The 19,190-nt window shown below is 68.0% G+C and carries 12 protein-coding genes; 11 read left to right on the forward strand and 1 reads right to left on the reverse strand.

From position 1 onward, the window contains the following. The first annotated feature begins 60 nt into the window (after positions 1-60). The 8 genes from IAE60_RS05315 (at position 61) to IAE60_RS05350 (ending at position 9,161) form a co-directional block, all read left to right on the forward strand. Complete coding sequence (locus IAE60_RS05315; RefSeq protein ID WP_187574137.1) at positions 61-1,068, forward strand: sensor histidine kinase; 1,008 nt, start codon at positions 61-63, stop codon at positions 1,066-1,068. Next, a complete protein-coding gene (locus IAE60_RS05320; protein WP_187574138.1) occupies positions 1,065-1,814 on the forward strand; it encodes a LytR/AlgR family response regulator transcription factor in 750 nt (249 codons plus the stop codon). Before IAE60_RS05315 ends, IAE60_RS05320 begins: the two co-directional genes overlap by 4 nt. A 117-nt stretch (positions 1,815-1,931) precedes the next feature. Next, positions 1,932-3,392, forward strand: a complete 1,461-nt coding sequence (locus tag IAE60_RS05325) for a serine hydrolase domain-containing protein (protein WP_187574139.1) — start codon at positions 1,932-1,934, stop codon at positions 3,390-3,392. Positions 3,393-3,463: 71 nt separating this feature from the next. Next, positions 3,464-3,760 (forward strand): hypothetical protein, encoded by a 297-nt coding sequence (locus tag IAE60_RS05330; protein ID WP_187574140.1) that lies wholly within the window; start codon positions 3,464-3,466, stop codon positions 3,758-3,760. A gap of 60 nt (positions 3,761-3,820) precedes the next feature. Further along, the gene (locus IAE60_RS05335) at positions 3,821-6,076 is read left to right on the forward strand and encodes a DUF5916 domain-containing protein (RefSeq protein ID WP_187574141.1); all 2,256 of its coding nucleotides are present in this window, start codon (positions 3,821-3,823) and stop codon (positions 6,074-6,076) included. Between the two features lie 321 nt (positions 6,077-6,397). Continuing rightward, on the forward strand, positions 6,398-7,402 hold the full coding sequence (locus tag IAE60_RS05340; protein ID WP_187574142.1) for a glucokinase: 1,005 nt from the start codon (positions 6,398-6,400) through the stop codon (positions 7,400-7,402). After that, the gene (locus tag IAE60_RS05345; protein WP_187574143.1) at positions 7,399-8,415 is read left to right on the forward strand and encodes a glycosylasparaginase; all 1,017 of its coding nucleotides are present in this window, start codon (positions 7,399-7,401) and stop codon (positions 8,413-8,415) included. Before IAE60_RS05340 ends, IAE60_RS05345 begins: the two co-directional genes overlap by 4 nt. Further along, a complete protein-coding gene (locus IAE60_RS05350) occupies positions 8,412-9,161 on the forward strand; it encodes a copper homeostasis protein CutC (protein ID WP_187574144.1) in 750 nt (249 codons plus the stop codon). The genes IAE60_RS05345 and IAE60_RS05350 overlap by 4 nt, the downstream gene beginning before the upstream one ends. 6 nt (positions 9,162-9,167) lie before the next feature. Here the strand turns inward: IAE60_RS05350 and IAE60_RS05355 are convergent, their stop codons facing one another. Continuing rightward, complete coding sequence (locus IAE60_RS05355; protein WP_244966663.1) at positions 9,168-11,519, reverse strand: GH92 family glycosyl hydrolase; 2,352 nt, start codon at positions 11,517-11,519, stop codon at positions 9,168-9,170. A 278-nt stretch (positions 11,520-11,797) separates the two neighbouring features. On the opposite strand from IAE60_RS05355, the gene IAE60_RS05360 reads away from it, so the two are divergent. From IAE60_RS05360 to IAE60_RS05370, 3 genes are read left to right on the forward strand one after another with little or no spacing between them, the layout of a single operon-like run. Then, positions 11,798-14,488, forward strand: a complete 2,691-nt coding sequence (locus IAE60_RS05360; protein WP_187574676.1) for a beta-mannosidase — start codon at positions 11,798-11,800, stop codon at positions 14,486-14,488. Next, positions 14,485-15,765 carry an AGE family epimerase/isomerase gene (locus tag IAE60_RS05365; RefSeq protein ID WP_187574145.1) on the forward strand — a complete coding sequence of 427 codons (1,281 nt, stop codon included), beginning with the start codon at positions 14,485-14,487 and terminating at the stop codon, positions 15,763-15,765. The genes IAE60_RS05360 and IAE60_RS05365 overlap by 4 nt, the downstream gene beginning before the upstream one ends. Continuing rightward, positions 15,758-19,111: a GH92 family glycosyl hydrolase gene (locus tag IAE60_RS05370; protein WP_187574146.1), complete on the forward strand. Its 3,354-nt coding sequence runs from the start codon at positions 15,758-15,760 to the stop codon at positions 19,109-19,111. Before IAE60_RS05365 ends, IAE60_RS05370 begins: the two co-directional genes overlap by 8 nt. The last annotated feature ends 79 nt before the right edge of the window (positions 19,112-19,190 follow it).

Here is a 19,190-nt window from a genome sequence, read left to right on the forward strand (position 1 = left end):
CTCCCACCTTACTGGCTACCGGTACTGGCCGGCCTACCGTTGGGCGCCTGCCTGCTGGTGATGGCACTGCCGCTTCTCGGTCATGGCAACGCGACGCTGTCGCGTACCTTGTACCTGTACGCGTTCGCGCTGTGGCTACTGCCGCTGACCGCACTGCAACGCTGGCTGTGGCGGCGCGGCACGCCGGGCTGGCGCATCGCCCTGGTGCTGCTGGCGGCCACCTACGCGATGGCGCTGGCCACGCGTCTGCTGAGCGTGGCCGTGCAGGCGACGGCGTCGGGCAGCCTCGCGCGGCTGATGACACCGGGCGTGGTAGACGTGCCGCTGTTGTTCCGCGGCCTGGAGGGCGCATGGCTGGTGCTGGTGGCCTACTGCGCGATCCACGCGGTGGTGACCTATTACGCCGCGCTGCGACAGGAGCAGGCGGACCATCTGGAAGCGCGTTCGCTTGCGCGCGACGCCGAACTGCGCGCTTTGCGCTACCAGTTGCAGCCGCACTTCCTGTTCAACACGCTCAATGCGGTGTCCACCCTGATCGCGGAAGGCCACGGCGCGGACGCACGGCAGATGCTGGCACGGCTCAGCGAGTTCCTGCGCACGGTGCTCGAGGCGAGGCCCCGCCACGAGGTGACCCTGGCGGAGGAGATAGCCATGACCGAGGCTTACCTGGAAGTGGAAAAGGCCCGGCTGGGACGGCGCCTGCAGCTGGCCTGGCAACTGGGCGACGGCGTGCTCGCCGCCTACGTGCCCTATCTGCTGCTGCAGCCGCTGGTGGAGAACGCGATCCGCCACGGCATCGCACCCCGTCGCGCGCCGGGACGGCTCGACCTGCGCATCGTCCGCAACGGCACGCGGCTCGAGCTCCACCTGCTCAACGATCTGCCAGACACCGACGACACACCATCGCCGCCCGACGGCGCCCGTGACGCCGTTGGCCTGGACAACGTGCGTGGCCGGCTGGCGCGCCTGTACCCAGGCGAAGCTGCGCTGCAGACCGGCATCGAGGGCGACCGCTACCACGTGCGCCTGACGCTGCCGCTACGCCTGCATACCGGAGCGAGCGCATGATCCGCGTTGCGGTGGTCGACGACGAACCCCTTGCACGACGTGGCGTGATCTCGCAACTGGCCGCGTTCGACGACCTGGTGCTGACTGGCGAATACGAAGACGGTCCCGCCGCCCTGGCGGGACTGCGTGAGACGCTACCGGACCTAGTGTTCCTCGATGTGCAGATGCCGGGCATGAATGGCCTCGATGTGCTGGCCGCGCTGCCGCCCGAGCGACGTCCGCTCGCTATCCTACTGACCGCACACGAAGGCTTCGCGGTGCGTGCGTTCGCACTGAACGCCGTGGATTACCTGTTAAAGCCGCTCGACGACCCGCGCTTCGGCGAGGCGGTGGCGCGCGCGCGCAGCCTGCTCCGTCTGCGCGGCCTCGATGCGTCGGCGGTGGACGCCCGCGCGGCCGCACCGCTGCGTCCGTTGCAAAAGTTTCTGGTCCGGATCGGCAGCCGTACGCTCTTCATCCGCGCCGATGCGGTGGAATGGATCAGCGCCGATGGCGACTATGCAGTGCTGCACGTCGGCGCGCGGACGTACATGGTGCGGGAATCTCTGCACCAGCTCGCGACCCAGCTGGACCCTGCGCGCCTCGTCCGCGTGCACCGCTCCTCGATCGTGCGCCTGGACCAGGTGGCGGAACTGCAGCCGCTGACCAACCGAGATGCCGTGTTGCGCCTGCACGACGGCACACCAGTGCGGGTCAGTCGCACCTATATCGACGCACTGCTCGTGGCGCTGCACGCACGCGCCTGACGGTCGCGTACGCGGCGCGCCACCGGATCGGCGCACCGCAGGCACGCGCAACCGCACGCTGCGCGACATCACCGGACGGCGTCACTAGGGTGAAGGCTCCCCGACCGGAGTCGACCGATGCCAGCCCCTTCTCCCCTCCCGCATGCACGCACACGCCTGAGCGCGGCGTGCATCCTTGCGCTGCTCGCGACCGCCGAGCCCGCGATGGCGGCCGATACCTGCAGCACCGCGCCCGCCGATGCCGCCAGTACCACCTCGCAACGACTGCTGCAGGCTCTGGTCGAGACCAACGGCGTGCCCGGCATGGGCGCGGCGGTATGGCGCGATGGCCGCGTGGCCTGGACCGGCTGTGCCGGCCTGCGCGATGTCGAAGCGCGGGCGCCAGTGCAGCGCGACACCGTGTTCCGGTTGGCCAGCGTATCCAAGGTCATAGCCACCACGGCGGCGGCGAAGCTGATCGAAGACGGCCGGCTCGACATCGATGCTGCAGTCGGCGCCACCTTGCCCTGGTTGACGCCTGCGTGGTCGCAAGTGACCGTACGCCAACTCGCCGCACACATCTCCGGTGCGCCGCACTACGCGGGCAACGATCTGCAGACGCTCGGCAAGGTCCGCTATCCCACCGCGCGCGATGCCGTCGGCTATTTCTCCGAACGCGCTCTGCTTTCCAAGCCGGGCACAAAGTATTCCTACTCCTCCTGGGGTTACACGTTGATCGGCGCGATGATCGAAGCGCGCTCGGGCCTGCACTTCCTCGACTACGTGCGCCAGCACGTCACCGACGGCTTGGCCATCCTGGCTGACGGCGACGCGCCATCCGCGCAGGCATCCGTTCTTTACGACATCGAGCACGGACCGGCGCGGCGCGTCCCGAACACGGACATGAGCTACACCTGGCCCGGCGGTGGACTGGCGGCCACGCCCGAGGCGTTGGCCACCTTCGGTGGCCGCCTGCTCGACCACCGAATCGTTGGCGCCGCGCGGTGGGAGGCGATGCTGCAACCCACCCTGCTGGCCGACGGCACCCCGGTGCACGAGCGCGACTACGATGTCGGTTTCGGCTGGCGCGTCGGCCGCGATGCCGATGGCGACCGGATCGCGCACCATGCCGGCACCACCACCGGCGCACGCAGCGTGTTGCTCCTGTGGCCCGGACAGGACACCGCCGTCGGCGTACTGTCGAATGCGATGTGGGTATCGGCGATCGAACCCACTGCGGAATTGCTGGCCGCACCGTTCCGCACGCCGCCGGCCAGCCTGACGGCCGCGGTATGCCCCACCGGCGCACGCCTAACCGGCACGCTAAAGGACGAGCGCTTCGAACTCGACGCGACGTTCCGTCTCGAACACGGTCGCTGCGTTGGCGACTTCGTCGCACCCGATCCTCTGCGCGACTTCTTTGCCAGCGCGTATGCGTGGCCCGGACACCGCCTGCGCATCGTCGCACTGGCCGACGACGGCACGCTGTCGCGTGCGGCGCTCGCCACGCCTTACGGCCTGTACGACCTGCGCGCTGTCCGTGATGGCGAATGGACGGTGTCCCTCAACGCCACGTCCACGCTGACCCTGACGCGCTGAGCCGCGCGCGCGCGTCCCCGGGGCCGGCACGCGCGATCCCTCACGGCCCCATCATGGAAAGGAACCACACGATGCGTTTCCGCACTCTCGCCTGCACCAGTCTCGCCGCCTTCTGTCTCGCCACTGTCGGCTGCAGTTCGATCGCAAGCCGCACCAACTCCCTCTCCGACGAACGCATTCTGTCCGAAACCGGCGGCGTGCTCGGCCTGTCGCCGTCGGAACTCACCCTGATCGAGCGCCGCACCGAAGGCACCAATACCTACGTCACCCTAAAGGCGCGCAACGGCAAGACCTATGCGTGCACCGTCAACGGCGGCAACCTGCTGTCGTTCGGCATGACCAATCCCCCGGTCTGCCAGCCGCGCTGAAACACCCTCGCCGCGACCGCACCCGGTCGCGGCCTTCTTCTCTCCCACAGGAGCCCGTTGATGCGCACACGCTGCCCATCCCGGCGCGTGCATGCGCGCCTGTTCTTCCTCTTCTGCAGCGGACTGGTAGCACCGGCCACGCAGGCGGCCATCGTGGTCGACGGTCGCTTGGACGAACCGGAGTGGCGCGACGCGGTGCAGTACCGCGATTTCCGCGTGGTGGCCCCATACCTGCTGTCGCCGGCCCCCGATAGCGCGGCGACGGTGGCGTACCTGCTGTCCACGCCGGATGGATTGGTGGTGGGGTTCATCCTGACACAGTCCGACGACTATCCGCGCATCAGACCCCGCCTCGAACGCGATCAGGACACGCGCGCCGATCGGGTCACGGTGATGATCGACTTCGACGCTGACGGCCGTACCGCTTACAGCTTCGGCGTGGACCTCTCCGGCTCGGTCCAGGACGGCGTGGTAACCAACGAGAACCAGCTTGCCACCGACTGGGACACCGACTGGACCTGGGCGGTCGGCGAGCATGACAGCGGCTGGCAGGTCGAGCTGCTCCTGCCGTGGACGGTAGCGCCGATGCGCGGCGCGGATGCACCCACCCGCGACATTGCCGTCCACTTCAGCCGCACGCTGGGGGCCACGGGCGAACAGGTCGCTTACCCCGCCGTCTCGCCCGAGCGAGCGCGCTTCGTCTCCGCCTTCGAGCGCGTAAATCTGGCGCAGTACCGCAAGGCGCTGCTGCACGTATGGCCGTACGCGACCGTCACCCACGACCGTCTCGAGGGCGACCAACGCCACAAAGCCGGCGTCGATCTGCTGTGGAAGCCGTCGCCCACCTTCCAGCTGGGCGCCACGGTCAATCCCGATTTCGGCCAGGTCGAGTCCGACGACCTCGTCATCAGCTTCGACGCCGTGGAGACGTTCCAGAGCGACCGACGTCCGTTCTTCACCGAGAACCAGAGCATCTTCAAGCAGACCACACCCGATGCCGGCCGTCTGGTGCACACGCGCCGCATCGGCGCCGAGGCCGATGACGGCACCGGAATGGCCGACATCGCGGCCGCGATCAAGCTCAACGGCTCGCTCGGTGCGCTCGGCTACGGCATGCTGTCGGCGAGCGAGCGCGGCCCCGTCGGCCGCGACTTCCATGCAGCGCGCCTGCAGTACCCCGTATCGACCGGAGTCAACGTCGGCTGGCTCGGCACCTATGTCCGCCGTCCGTTCCTGCAGCGCGAGGCCCGCGTGCACGCGGTCGATCTGAGCTGGCGCCGTGGCGAGCAACTGGTGGTCGATGCGCAGGTGCTCGCCAGCGAGGCAAACCAGCATGGAGTGACGCGCAGCGGTTCCGGTGCATGGCTGCGGTTGTTCTGGATGCCATCCTCACGCTGGACATACGAAATGGAAGCTACCCATTTCGATCCCGACCTCGATTTCAACGACCTGGGCTACCAGCGCCGCGGCGATCTCGATGAGATCGAAGTCACCGGCGCCTACCTTCATAGCAGCGAAGGCGCGTCGTCTCGCCTGTCGACGGCGCGCTGGTCTCTGGAGGCGCAGGCACGGCGCAATCATCGCGGCGAACGTCTGCCGGACATGTGGATCGCGCGCGGCACCTTCGATCTGCGCAGCGGCACCCGGATCGTCGTCGACAGTGTCACCAGCAGCGGCGGCTGGGACGACCGTTTCCTGCGCGGGTACGGTGCGGTGTGGTTCGGCCATCGGAACGAGGCAAGCGCCCGCGTGGTCAGCCGCCGCTTCGGTGCATGGTCGTATGAGGCCGAACTATCGTTGGTGGCGCTCGGCCTGAGTGCGCGTCCCTCGCAGGCCGCACGGTTGGCGGTGAACTGGTTCGCTGGCGACCGCTTCAACGCGAAGCTGGAACTTGCGCCGGATATCAGCCGGGACTGGTTGATCTGGGAGGTTGGCGATTACGCGGGCCGCTACACGCGCCGAGGCGATGCTTTGAGGCTCGACGCCACCTGGTTTTCCGGCCGCCAGCACGAGCTGCGCTTGAAATCGGAATGGCTCGGGCTGCGTGCCGAGGCAGGCCAACGTTACCGGCGCGGCGCCGATGGCAGGCTGCATGACACCGGCGAGGCTCTCCCAGCGTTCGACATCAACCGCTTTGGCATCCAGCTACGCTACCGCTATCTGCTCGGACCGCAGTCGGACGTCTACCTCGCGTGGTCGCGCGGTGGCCTGGGTGAACACGAGCGCCGTCGCCCGGGTACTGCCCAGCTGTTCGAGGAGGCGCTTTCGCTGACCGATACCGATCAACTGGTAGCTAAGCTGCGCTATCGGTTCTGAAAGCAATCGAGACACCCCTCCACTAAAAACTTGATCTGAGTCGTACCGGGTCCAGTAGACATCTTCGAGCAGTACTGCAATCACGGAGGTGTGCATGTACACGGACGAGTTCCGGGCCGCCGAACGCGGCCCTGGCCTGGACCGATGACGCGTCGCCGTACAGGCCGCTCATGCGTGCATCAAGGTCCTGTCCCCGCGTCGGAAGACACGAGGCCGAGAGGGCGGCCGTCGTGACCTGGCACGATGTTGCGTTCGTGGAATAGATCGATTTAATGCGATGATTCTGGACGGGCTCGACTACGCTGCCCGGGAGGATCATTGATGGAGGTTGCGGCAAGCGCCCGTGCCTGTCTGGTGGCCGATGTCGGTGGCACGAACGCGCGCGTGGGTTGGACCCTTGACGGGCAGAGCGTGCAGGACGTGGTGGTGCTGCGCTGCAGCGACAACGCTTCGCTGGCCCACATCCTGGGCAGTTATGTTGAGCGGATGGCGCGAAGCCACCCGGGGATGGCGCTTCGCGAAGCCGTCGTGGCCATCGCCGGATATCTCCAGGGCGATCGTCTGGTCAACGCCAACCTTCCGTGGGAGGTCTCCGTGGCCCGGACCGCGGATGCCGCACGCCTTGAATCCCTCGTCCTGATCAACGACTTTGGCGCCGTGGCCCATGCCATTCCCGGGGTGCAGCGGCAGACGCTTGTTCCGTTGCTGCCAGGGCAGCGGGACCCTGGCATGCAGGTGCCGGCGTTGGTGCTGGGCCCGGGGACCGGCCTGGGAGCCGCCCTGTGCCTGGACCGCACGGGCGCGGAGGTGCTTCTGACCGAGTCCGGCCACGCCGCTCTGGCCGCAGGCAATCCGCTGGAACTGGCGGTGCTGCAGGACCTCGCCACGCGCTGGCATCACGTGGACAACGAACGGGTGCTGTCGGGCACCGGCATGATGCACCTCTACGAGAGCCTGGCCCGGATGAAGGGGGAGACGCCCCTGCATCGGCGGGCGGAACAGCTCGTCGCCGCGGCGGACGCCGGAGATGCGACCGCCCGACAGACGCTGGATGTCTTCAGTGGCTGGCTCGGCAGTCTGGTGGCAGACCTGTTACTGACATTGGGCGCGCGTGAGGTGTATCTGGCGGGCGGCGTGACCGCGCACATCGCGCCCTTCCTGCACGCCGGGCCGTTCCAGCAACGCTATGCCGCGAGATTCGGTTCGCCGCGGGTGCCACCCCCCGTCTGGCGCATCGATCATGGGCACCTGGGCCTGATAGGTGCCGCGATTCACTGGCGGAGCCGGACTTCCTGTTCCGTTCGATCCATCGAGGAGCACGCATGAAAGGCAGAAGAAGGTTCCTGGGGCACATGGCACTGTCCGCCGGTGCGATGTCGCTGGCCCGTGGCGTCATGGCGGGGCCGGCAGAGAGTGCTGTGGTCCGTGGGGGGCGCGTGGTGTCCACCTGGGATTTCGGTGTCGGGGCCAACCAGGCGGCGTGGCAGCGGCTGTCGACAGGAGCGAGCGCCCTTGACGCGGTCGAGCAGGGCGCGCGCTGGGCCGAGAGCGAGTTGTGCAATCCCACGGTCGGGCGTTGCGGCAATCCCGACAGGGAGGGAGTTCTGACGCTCGATGCCAGCATCATGGACGGGGACGGGCGCTGCGGCGCCGTGGCTGCGCTCGAGGACATCGACCACCCCATCAGCGTGGCGCGACGGGTGATGGAAGACACTCCTCATGTGATGCTGGTGGGCAAGGGAGCGCAGCAGTTCGCCATGGCGCAGGGTTTCCGCAGGCAGCGGCTGCTGACGCCGGAAGCCGAACAGGCGTGGCGGGAATGGCGCGAACGGGCGAAGTACGAACCGCAGATCAATGTCGAGCGGAACCTGACACCGGGCAACAAGGAAAACCACGACACGCTGGGGATGCTGGCGATCGACCGCGACGGCCGGCTGGCCGGGGCCTGCACCACCAGCGGCATGGCGTGGAAGATGCACGGTCGCGTGGGCGACAGTCCCCTCATCGGGGCGGGGTTGTACGTGGACAACGAAGTCGGCGCCGCAACGGCATCGGGTGTCGGCGAAGAGATGATCCGCAATGCCGCGAGTTTCCTGGTCGTGGAACTGATGCGGCAGGGGAGGACGCCGATGGAGGCCTGCCGAGAGGCCATCGCGCGCGTCGTCCGCAAACGTCCCGAGGCCAGCAGGTCGTTGCAGGTGTGCTTCCTGGCCATGAACAGACATGGAGAGGTCGGCGCCTTCGCCCTGAATCCGGGCTTCGTCTATGCCGTCTGCGATGCCGACAAGCAGGACACATTGCGCGCGGCCGATGCCGTCTACGACGGCGCGGCGGCATGAGTCGCCGCGCGTCCCTGTTGCTCGAGATCGCGGCCGGATCGCTGGTGTCCGCGCTCGCCGCGCAGCAGGGAGGGGCCGACCGCGTAGAGCTGTGCGAGGCACTCGAAACCGGAGGCACCACGCCCTCGTACGGAACGCTGGCGCTGGCCCGCGACCGCCTGCGCATCCCGCTGTTCGTCCTGATCCGCCCCCGTCCAGGGGATTTCCTCTACGACACGCTTGAAGCCGAGGTGATGCTGCGCGACATCGAAACCTGTGTGCGCCTGGGATGCGACGGGATCGTGGTCGGAGCACTGGATGCCGACGGCGATATCGACGAGCCCCTGTGCAGGCAGCTGGTGGCGGCGGCAGGGCCGCTGCCGGTGACGTTCCACCGGGCATTCGACGCGGTCCGCGAGCCTTCGGCGGCCCTGGAGCGGATCGTCGCGCTGGGATTCTCGCGGCTGTTGACTTCCGGAGGTCGCGCGACTGCCGAGGAAGGCAGCGCAGCCATCGCGGCATGCGTGCACCAGGCCCAGGGACGCCTGGAGGTCATGCCCGGCGCCGGCATCGACGCGGACAACATCGCGCGGGTCGCCTCGCGCACCCTCGCGCACGAATTCCACGCATCCGCGAAAGTGCAGCGCACGTCCGCGATGCGCGCGCCATCGTCTGCGCTGCCGGGCCTGTCCACGAGTTGGAACGAGACCGATCCAGCCCGCGTGCGCGCTCTGCGCGATGCATTGGATGCGCTGGGCGCAGCGTAGCGCTGCTCAGCGCGACATGGAGTACGGAAGCCCAAGAAGGTCGCCGGCCCGCGCCTTGTCCGGTGCGGCCTGCATCGTGAAGCGCAGTTCGCCACCGGCGAGAATCTCCTCGTGCTCCAGATAGGTGCGTTCCAGTGGCCGGCCATTGAGCGTGACGCTTCCCACATAGGCATGGGCTTCGTCCAGCGCGTCGGCGACGACGGTGAAGCGCTTGCCATTGGGGAGGTGAAGCGTGGCTCGGGGCAGGAACGGGCGGCCGAGCACGTACTGATTGCTGCCCGGCGTGACCGGGTAGAAGCCGAGCGTGGTGAACACGTACCACGCTGACATCTGCCCCAGATCGTCGTTGCCGGCCAGGCCATCCGGCCGCGGCGCGTACTGCGTATCCATGATCTGCTTCAACCGCGCCTGCGTGCGCCAGGGCTGACCCGCATACGCGTACAGGTAGGCGACATGGTGGCTGGGCTCGTTGCCGTGCGCGTACCAGCCGATCAGTCCGGTGATGTCTTCCATGTGCGCGAACACCGACGGATCCACGTTGGCGTCGAACACGGCGTCGAGCCGGTCCAGCAGCGCGGCGCTGCCGCCGTGCATCGTCGCCAGGCCGGCGACGTCCTGCGGCACGTACCAGGAGTACTGCCAGGCGTTGCCCTCGGTGTAATCCGTGCCGTAGCCGCTGGCGGCCGGGTCGAACGGCTCGCGGAACGCGCCGTCGCGCCTGCGCGCGCGCATGAAGCCGGTGGCGGGATCGAACGCATGCTTCCAGTGGCCCGCCCGCCGGGTGAACTCGGTAGCCACGTCGGTCTTCCCCATCGCCTGCGCCATCCGTGCGATGGCCCAGTCGTCGTAGGCATACTCCAGCGTCTTGCTCGCCGCCTCGCCTTCTTCGTCGATGGGCACGTAGCCCAGTTCGCGATAGGCGGCGATGCCGTCATAGGGGCCGTAGTTGGCGCTGGCCACCATGGCCTGCAGCGCCTCTTCGGCGTCATAGCCGCGTATCCCTTTCATGTAGGCATCGGCGATCACGGGCGCCGCGTGGTAGCCGATCATGCACCACGTCTCCAGGCCGTGGAACGACCATACCGGCAGCACGCCATATGGGCTTTCGCGACGCGAGGCGAGCAGCGAGTTGACGAAGTCGTTCGTGCGCTGTGGCGGCTGCACCAGCGTCGCCAGCGGATGCAGGGCACGGTAGGTGTCCCACAGGGAGAAGGTGGAGTAGTTCGTCCAGCCGTCGGCCTGGCGGACGGCATTGTCGGGTCCGCGATAACGGCCGTCGCTGTCCATGAACAGCGTGGGGCCGAGCAAGGTGTGGTACAGCGCCGTGTAGAAGCTGGTGAGTTGTGCCTGGTTCCCGTGCGCCTCCACCGCTCCCAGCGCGTCACGCCACTGCCGCTTCGCCGATGCACGCAGGCCATCGAAGTCCCAGCCCGGCGACTCCGCATCGAGGTTGGCGATGGCGTTGTCCTCGCTCACCGGCGAGATGGCGACTTTCACCAGCACCGGCTGTCCGGCGGCCGGGGCGACGTCGAAGGCGGCAACCAGCTGGCGTCCCTCGATCTGCGCGCGCTGTCGCGGATCTTTCTCGCCGGGAGGCGGAAATCCCCTGTAGGGAATGTCCTGCTCGGTGTTGTGCAACTGGTGACCCGTGAAGGGTCGGGAGAAGCGCACGGCGAAGTACAGCTGCCGGCCCGGCGCCCAGCCGCGCGTTTCGCGGAAGCCCGTGACCGTGCCATCGGGCCGCACGCGCAGCCGCGACCACGAAATCTTGCCGAGGTAGTCGTACATGCTGGTGCGCAGGTCAAGCACGATGTGGCCCGGCTTGCCTGCGGGAAAGGTGTAGCGGTGCATGCCTACGCGCGCGCTGGCGGTGAGCTCGGCGCGTACCTGGTGGTCGTCCAGGGTGACGGCGTAGTAGCCGGGCTGGGCCGTCTCGGTGGCGTGGCGGAAGCGCGAGGTGTATCCGCTGCGGGGTTGGTCGGGATCGCCCCGCTCGAGCTGCAGTTCGCCGGTGGTGGGCATCAGCAGCAGGTCGCCGAGATCGGAATGGCCGGTGCCGGAGAAGTGGGTGTGGGAGAAGCCGACGATCGTGGTGTCGTCGTAGCGATAGCCCGCTGCCCAGCCGTAGCCGTCCTTGCGTGGCTGGATGCGCGTATCCGGCGACAACTGGATCATGCCGTAGGGCACGGTGGCGCCCGGGAACGTGTGGCCTTCGCCACCGGTACCGATGAAGGGATCCACCGCGCGGAAAGCGGCTTCCCCGACGTCGGCAGGGGCGGCGATCACCCCATCCGGGACGGTGAAGCCTGCGCCTGCGATCCCCGCCAGCATGAGGACCTTCGTGCCGAGTCGCTTCATCCGCGCACCTTTTGGATCGGTTGAATGCGAGGAAAGCTAGCACACCGCCGGCATGGCCACGCGGGACGGCCGGGCGGGTGGGCGGGCGCGTCCGTTTTTTCCCGGAGGCACGGCGCCTGCTGCGGAGCAGCATGCAAGGCGGTGAGCGGCGTGATAAACCTGTCGCTATTGGATCGATCCAATTTTGCCCCTTCCCTGTCATGGAGCCGTGGCATGGAAGGAGCGATCGCCCGCGCTCGTCCGCCCCCGACACTGGAACCCACATGCATACCCGCGCCATGCCGGTCACGCCAGTCCAGGGAACGCGCAGCCTGTTCGTGTTGCGTGCGCTCTGCTTCATCGCGCTGTTCGCCGTGCTTGCCGGTGCGCAGGCGGTAGAACAGCGGCAGCTGGACCAGGGTTGGGAGTTCAGGCGGATATCCGCCGGGGCGGGTGACGAGGATCCTGCCGGCATCGGGTCTGCATGGCGTCCCGCCTCGATGCCGGGCACGGTGCATACCGACCTGCTGGCCCATGGCCTGATTCCGGACCCCTATGTCGGTGCGCCGGAAGCGGGCCTGCAGTGGATCGGCCTGGCGGACTGGGAATACCGCACCACATTCCAGGTCAGCGAGCGCGTGCACCGAGCTGCGCGCAGCGAACTGGCGTTCGAGGGGCTGGATACGTTCGCCGAGGTGTTCCTCAACGACGAGAAGGTGCTGGACGCCGACAACGCCTTCCGTACCTGGCGCATTCCCGTACAGGGGCGTCTGCGTGAAGGCGCCAACGAGCTGCGCGTGGTCCTGCGTTCGCCGATCAGGCGCCTGCTGCCGGGCGTGCAGGCCATGCCGCATCGCATCGCCGGCAACTACCCCTCGCCCTACGGCGACGAGCCGAAGGACGCCATGACGGCCAACTTCGCACGCAAGCCCGGTTACCACTATGGCTGGGACTGGGGCCCGCGCTATGTCACGGCCGGCATCTGGCGCGCGGTGCGACTGACCAGTTGGGATGTGGCCCGCGTACAGGACCTGCAGGTGCGCCAGGACCATGTGGCCGGAGACGTCGCCGAACTGACCGCCATCCCGACCGTGGACGTCGCCCGGCCCGGCCGCTACCGGGTGCGCGTGTGGCAGACCTCGCCCGACGGCCGCAGGACGCTTGCGAGCGAGCGTGAGCTCGCGCTGTCCCCGGGCATCGGGCGGGTACCGCTGTCTTTCCGCATCCGGCACCCGCAGCGCTGGTATCCGGTCGGGTACGGCGCCCAACCGCTGTATGCGTTCGCGGTGGAGCTGGCGCAGGGCGGGAAGGTCGTTGCTACGCGTAGCGTGCGCACGGGCCTGCGCAGCGTCGAGCTGCGCCGCGAGCGGGACGCTGCAGGGCGCAGTTTCGCGTTCGTCGTCAACGGCATTCCGGTTTTCGCCAAGGGTGCGAACGCGATCCCCTTCGACATGTTCCCGTCGCGTGTGACGCCAGCGCAGCTGCGGCGCGTCCTGCAGTCGGCGGTCGACGCCAACATGAACATGGTGCGCAGCTGGGGCGGGGGCTACTACGAAAGCGATGCGTTCTACGACATCGCCGACGAGCTCGGCCTGCTGGTGTGGCAGGACTTCATGTTCGGCGGCGGCATGCAGCCTGCCTACGATCCCGTGTTCCGGGCCAATGTGGTGGCCGAGGCGGAGGACCAGGTGCGGCGCCTGCGCAACCACCCGAGCATCGTGCTGTGGTGCGGGAACAACGAAGAAGAGATCGCGTGGAAGTACTGGGGCCATGGCAAGGCGCTGAAGGACGCCGATCCCGCCTTCGCCGCCCGGGTCTGGGACGGGTATGTCCAGCTGTTCGACCGCGACCTTCGCCGCGTCGTGGCCGAGGAGGCGGGCGGCATCGCCTACTGGCCCAGTTCGCCCAGCGACGACATGGCGGAAGCGGCCAACACGCCTGCCAGCGGCGACATGCACTACTGGGAGGTGTGGGGCAATCCGGCGCGCCCGCCCTCGGCCTACCTGGACGTCACGCCGCGCTTCATGTCCGAATATGGACTGCAGGCCTGGCCGGTGCGCAGGACGATAGACCGGGTGATCGGTCGCGACGAACAGCGCATCGATTCGCCGCAGGTCGAAGCGCACCAGAAGTTCCTGGCGGGCAAGGGCAACGAACGGCTGCTGCACTACATCCGCATGGAGTTCGGCGAGCCGCGCGACTTCGACGACTTCGTCTACCTCAGCCAGGTGATGCAGGCCGAAGGCATCGGCTTGGCCGCGCGGCATCACCGCGCCAGCCGGCCGCATACGATGGGCTCGCTCTACTGGCAGCTCAATGACGTATGGCCGGGCGCCTCGTGGTCGGGCGTCGACTGGTTCGGGCGCTGGAAGGCGCTGCAGTTCCATGCGCGCCGCTTCTTCGCGCCGGTCGCCGTAAGCGCGCTGCGAAAGGACGGAAGGACGACCGTCTCCGCGGTGTCGGACCGCACGGTGCCCCGCCGGGGCGAATGGCGATTGAGAGTGATGGACCTGCGTGGGCGCGTGTTGCGCGACGAGCGCAAGGCGATCGAGGTGGCGCCGCTGTCGTCCATGCGGCTGGCCGCCTACGACGATGCCGACCTGCTTGCCGGTGCCGATCCTGCCCGCACCGTGGCGGTGTTCGATCTGAGCGTGGAAGGCGAACCGCCTTCACGGCAGGTGGTCTATTTCACCGAGGCCCGGAACATCGCCTGGCCCGCGTCCGCCGTCCGCGCGGAGCTGCACGCCGACCGCCGTGGCGCGAGGCTCGAACTCACGGCCGATGCGGTGGCGCGCGCGGTCTGGATCGACTTCGGAGAGTTCGATGCCGAACCGGCCGACAATGAGCTGACGCTGCTTCCCGGCGAGCGCGTGGCGCTGCACGTTTCCTCGGACGCCGCACCTGATGCCCTGCGCCGAGCGCTTCGCATCACCACCCTGGCGGACGCCCTGTCCGAACCGTCATCTTCCCGGAGTACCGCGACCCCATGAGTTCCGCCCTTCCCCCGCATGCCGCTTTCCGCAGCGAGACCTTCCTGCGCGGCCACATCCGCCGCACGATGGCCTTCTACCACCCCCGCTGCATCGACCCGGCGGGCGGGTTCTTCCATTACTTCAAGGACGATGGGCGCATCTACGACGCGTCGCACCGCCATCTGGTCAGCAGTACGCGGTTCGTCTTCAATTACGCAACGGCGGCGTTGGAGTTCGGCGACGAGGATCCCGGGCTGCGCCAGGCCTACCTGGATGCGGTACACCATGGTTTGACGTTCCTGCGCGAGCGGCATCTCGATCCGGTGAGCGGAGGCTACTTCTGGACGCTGCGCGATGGCGCGCCGGAAGACACCACGCAGCATTGCTACGGTGCGGCCTTCGTGCTGCTGGCGTACGCCATCGCGTTGAAGGCCGGGGTCGAAAGCTGCCGTGGGTGGATGGACGCGCACTGGGACCTGCTGGAAACGCGCTACTGGGAGCCGGACTACGGCCTGTACCGCGACGAGGCCACGCGCGAGTGGCAATTCAGCGACTACCGCGGCCAGAACGCCAACATGCACATGTGCGAGGCAATGCTGGCCGCGTACGAAGCCAGCGGCGAGACGCGCTACCTGGAGCGCGCGCTGCTGCTGGCCGATCACATGACACGGCGTCAGGCCGCGCAGACCGAGGGACTGGTCTGGGAGCACTACGACGCGCAATGGCGTGTGGACACCGACTACCACCGCGACGATCCGAAGCACCTGTTCCGCCCCTGGGGGTTCCAGCCCGGGCACCAGACCGAATGGGCCAAGCTGCTGTTGATCCTGCAGGGACACCTGCGTGAAGCGGGACGGGGTGAGGCGTGGCTGGTGCCGCGTGCGCAGGAACTCTTCGATCGTTCGATGGAAGCGTCGTGGGATGGGGAGTACGGCGGACTGGTGTACGGCTTCGCACCCGAGTCATTGAGGAAGGACATCGCCGGGCCTTCTTTGCCGGATGGCCGGCACTTCATCTGCGACGACGACAAGTACTTCTGGGTGCAGGCCGAATCGCTGGCCTGCGCGGCCCGCCTGGCGCAGGCGACGGGCGACGATGTCTACTGGCAGTGGTACGACCGGCTGTGGGAGTACGCCTGGGCCCACATGATCGATCACGTCCACGGCGCGTGGTTCCGCATCCTCGACCGGCGCAACCGGAAGTACGACGAGGACAAGAGCCCGGCGGGCAAGACCGATTACCACACCATGGGAGCGTGCCATGACGTCCTGTCCGTCCTCCGCGCGCATGACTGAGCCAGCGCGCCACCGTCGGGCGTCCCTTGCCGCGACGCTGCTCCTGCTGGTCGGTGCACTGCCGGTGCAGGCACGCGATGCGGACTTCGCGACTTCGTTCGAGCGGGGCGAACCCGTACCCGCAGACGCGGAGCAGGCCGACATCAGCATCGCCGTGGGCGAGGGTCCGGAGCGTCCGTATGCCGCCAGGGCGAAGATGGGCTACACGGGGCAGCGGGCGCTGCGCTACCGCGCCGATGCGGCGGGCAGCGCGCCATTGTTCGCCGTCGATCTCGAAGTGCAGAAGGACACCGTCCTGTCGTGGAGGGTGCTTCCGGAAATCGTCGACGGCGATACTGCGGCCTCGACCGGCGTTTCGGTCGACCTGGTGTTCGATGACGGGCGCAGGCTGTCCCAGCTGGGGCTGACGGATCATCACGGTGCGCCGGCCACCGCCGCCGGACAGGCGGCATCGAAGACGCTGTATCCGCAGCAATGGGCGCACAAGCAGGTCCGCGTGGGCGACCTTGCGGCGCTGCGCGGCAGGCGCATCCGTGCGATCGAGCTGCAGGTCCAGCCCGGACCGGCCGCGGCTTCGACCGGCTGGATCGACGATGTCGCCGTGCGCCGCCAGGCGCCGCAGGCGGTCCGCCGTCCCAGCGACTACGTGATCACCACCCGCGGCACCCAGTCCAACAGCACGTTCTCGCGGGGCAACAACATTCCCGCCACGGCCATGCCGCATGGCTTCAACTTCTGGGTACCCGTGACCGACGCCGGCTCGCTGGGCTGGCTGTACCGATGGAACGAGCAGAACGGCGACGACAACCGGCCGCGCCTGCAGGCACTGTCGATCAGCCATCAACCCAGTCCGTGGATGGGCGACCGCCAGACTTTCCAGGTCATGCCATCCTCGACGCGCGGCGTGCCGGAGGCCGACCGCGCGAAGCGGGCGCTTTCGTTCTCCCACGACCACGAGGACGCCAAGCCGCACGCCTACCGCGTGGACTTCGATAACGGCATCCGTGCAGAAATCGCGCCGAGCGAACGCGCGGCCATCTTCCGGTTCCGCTTCCCGGAGGGCGCCGACGCCAACCTGCTGTTCGACAACGTCGACGCGCGCGCCGGGCTGACGCTGGATGGGGCCACGCAGACCGTGCGCGGCTATTCCGATACGCGCAGCGGCCTGTCCAACGGCGCCACGCGCATGTTCGTCTATGCGCGCTTCGACCGGCCCTGGCTCGACAGCGGGATGATCGACACGGGACGACCCACCGGTTACGTGAAGTTCGCGCCCAGCCAGACACGCGAAGTCGTCATGCGCATCGCCACCTCGCTGATCTCGGTGGAACAGGCGCAGCGCAACCTGGAGCAGGAGATTGGCGACGCCGGCTTCGATCTGGTCCGGTCGCGCGCGCAGGAGGCTTGGGACGCACTGCTGGGCCGGGTGAACGTGGAGGGCGCAAGTCACGACCAGCGCGTCACGCTGTACTCCAACCTGTACCGCCTCTTCCTGTATCCCAACATCGCGCACGAGAACGTCGGCAGTGCCGCGTCCCCCGACTGGCGCCATGCGGACCAGAACAGCTGGTCCAAGGAGAGCACAGGCGGCGATGCCGAGCGGACCTCCGCGCCGGTGAGACCCGGCAGGATCTACGTCAACAACGGCTTCTGGGATACCTTCCGCACCACGTGGCCGGCTTACGCCCTGTTCGCCCCCGAGCGCGCGGGCGAGATGATCGATGGCTTCCTGCAGCAATACCGCGACGGTGGTTGGGTCGCCCGCTGGTCGTCGCCCGGCTATGCCGACCTGATGGTCGGCACCAGTTCCGATGTGGCGTTCGCCGATGCCTGGCTGAAGGGTGTGGAAGGCTTCGATGCCCATCAGGCGTACGAAGCGGCGCTGCGCAATGCCACCGTGGTGCCGCCGGTGTCGAATGTCGGCCGCAAGGGGCTGGCGCGCTCGATGTATCGCGGCTATGCGGACAGCGACATGCATGAGGGCCTGTCATGGACGCTGGAGGGCGCGCTCAACGATTTCGGCCTTGCGCAGATGGCGGGCGGACTGGCGGCCCGGGAGAAAGACCCTGCACGCGCACGGCGCTATGCGGAGGAAGCGGAATACTTCCAGGCCCGCGCGACGGACTACGTGCACCTGTTCGACCCCGCCAACCGGTTCTTCCGCGGCCGCGCGCCGGACGGCCGGTGGCACTCGCCGGCGTCGGCATTCGATCCCCGCGTCTGGGGCGGCGACTACACCGAAGCCAATGCATGGACCTTCGCCTTCACCACGCCGCACGATGCCGCCGGTCTGGCCGGCCTGCTGGGCGGTGAAGCTGCGCTTGCGCAGCGGCTGGACGAGTTCTTCGCCACGCCCGAGACGGCGGAGAAGAAGTTCGCGGGCTCCTACGGCAACACCATCCATGAGATGACCGAAGCACGCGACGTGCGCATGGGCATGTACGCGCACAGCAACCAGCCTTCCCACCACATTCCCTGGATGTACGTGGCGGCGGGACAGCCGTGGAAGACGCAACGCATCACCCGCGACATCCTGGCCAGGCTGTATCTGGGCAGCGAGATCGGGCAGGGCTATCCCGGCGACGAGGACAACGGCGAGATGTCGGCGTGGTACCTGTTCGGCATGCTCGGCCTGTATCCACTGAGGATGGGGGCGCCGGAGTACGTCATCGGGTCGCCCGCATTCCCGTACGCGGAGGTGGACCTGGGCGGCGGACGCACGCTGACCGTGATCGCCCGCAACAACGACGCACGCAACGTGTACGTGCAATCGCTCAAGGTCAACGGAAAGCCCTGGACGCGGGCATGGATCCGACACCAGGACATCGCCGCAGGCGCCACGCTGGAGTTCGTCATGGGCGATGCGCCCTCGGCATGGGGCAGCGGCACCGAGGCACTGCCGCCGTCGCTGACGCCGCGGGGCGAGGCGCCTCGTGGCCTGGCGGACCTGACATCGAAAGCTCTCAGCGTGGCGTTGGGCGGACGCGGCAGGGCGGCGGCACTGGTCGACGACGATGCGTCCACCGCGCTGCCGTTGCAGGGAGACGCCAGTCTCGACATCCGCTTCGCAGCGCCGGTGCGCGCCACGTACTACACGCTTACCAGCGCGGACGACGCACTGCCGGGTCTGTCATGGACGCTGGAAGGCCGTTCCGGCAACGGGGCATGGACGCTGCTGGACCAGAGGCGCGAGCAGGCATTCCCGTCCGGCCGGCAGTTGCGTCCGTTCCGCATCGAGCGCCCGGGCGACTACGGCGAGTACCGGTTGCGACTGGAGGCGCCGGCAGGCATGGCGCTGGCCGAGGTCGAGCTGCTGCAGCCCGTGAAGCGGCAGGCCATTCCTTGAGCAGGAGAGCACCGGTGCGCGCACCGCCTGGTGCCGGGGGTTGCACGCCGTAACGTGATTGGTGCGTGGCAGCATGCAA

Source organism: Pseudoxanthomonas mexicana, assembly GCF_014397415.1.
Lineage (GTDB): Bacteria > Pseudomonadota > Gammaproteobacteria > Xanthomonadales > Xanthomonadaceae > Pseudoxanthomonas_A > Pseudoxanthomonas_A mexicana.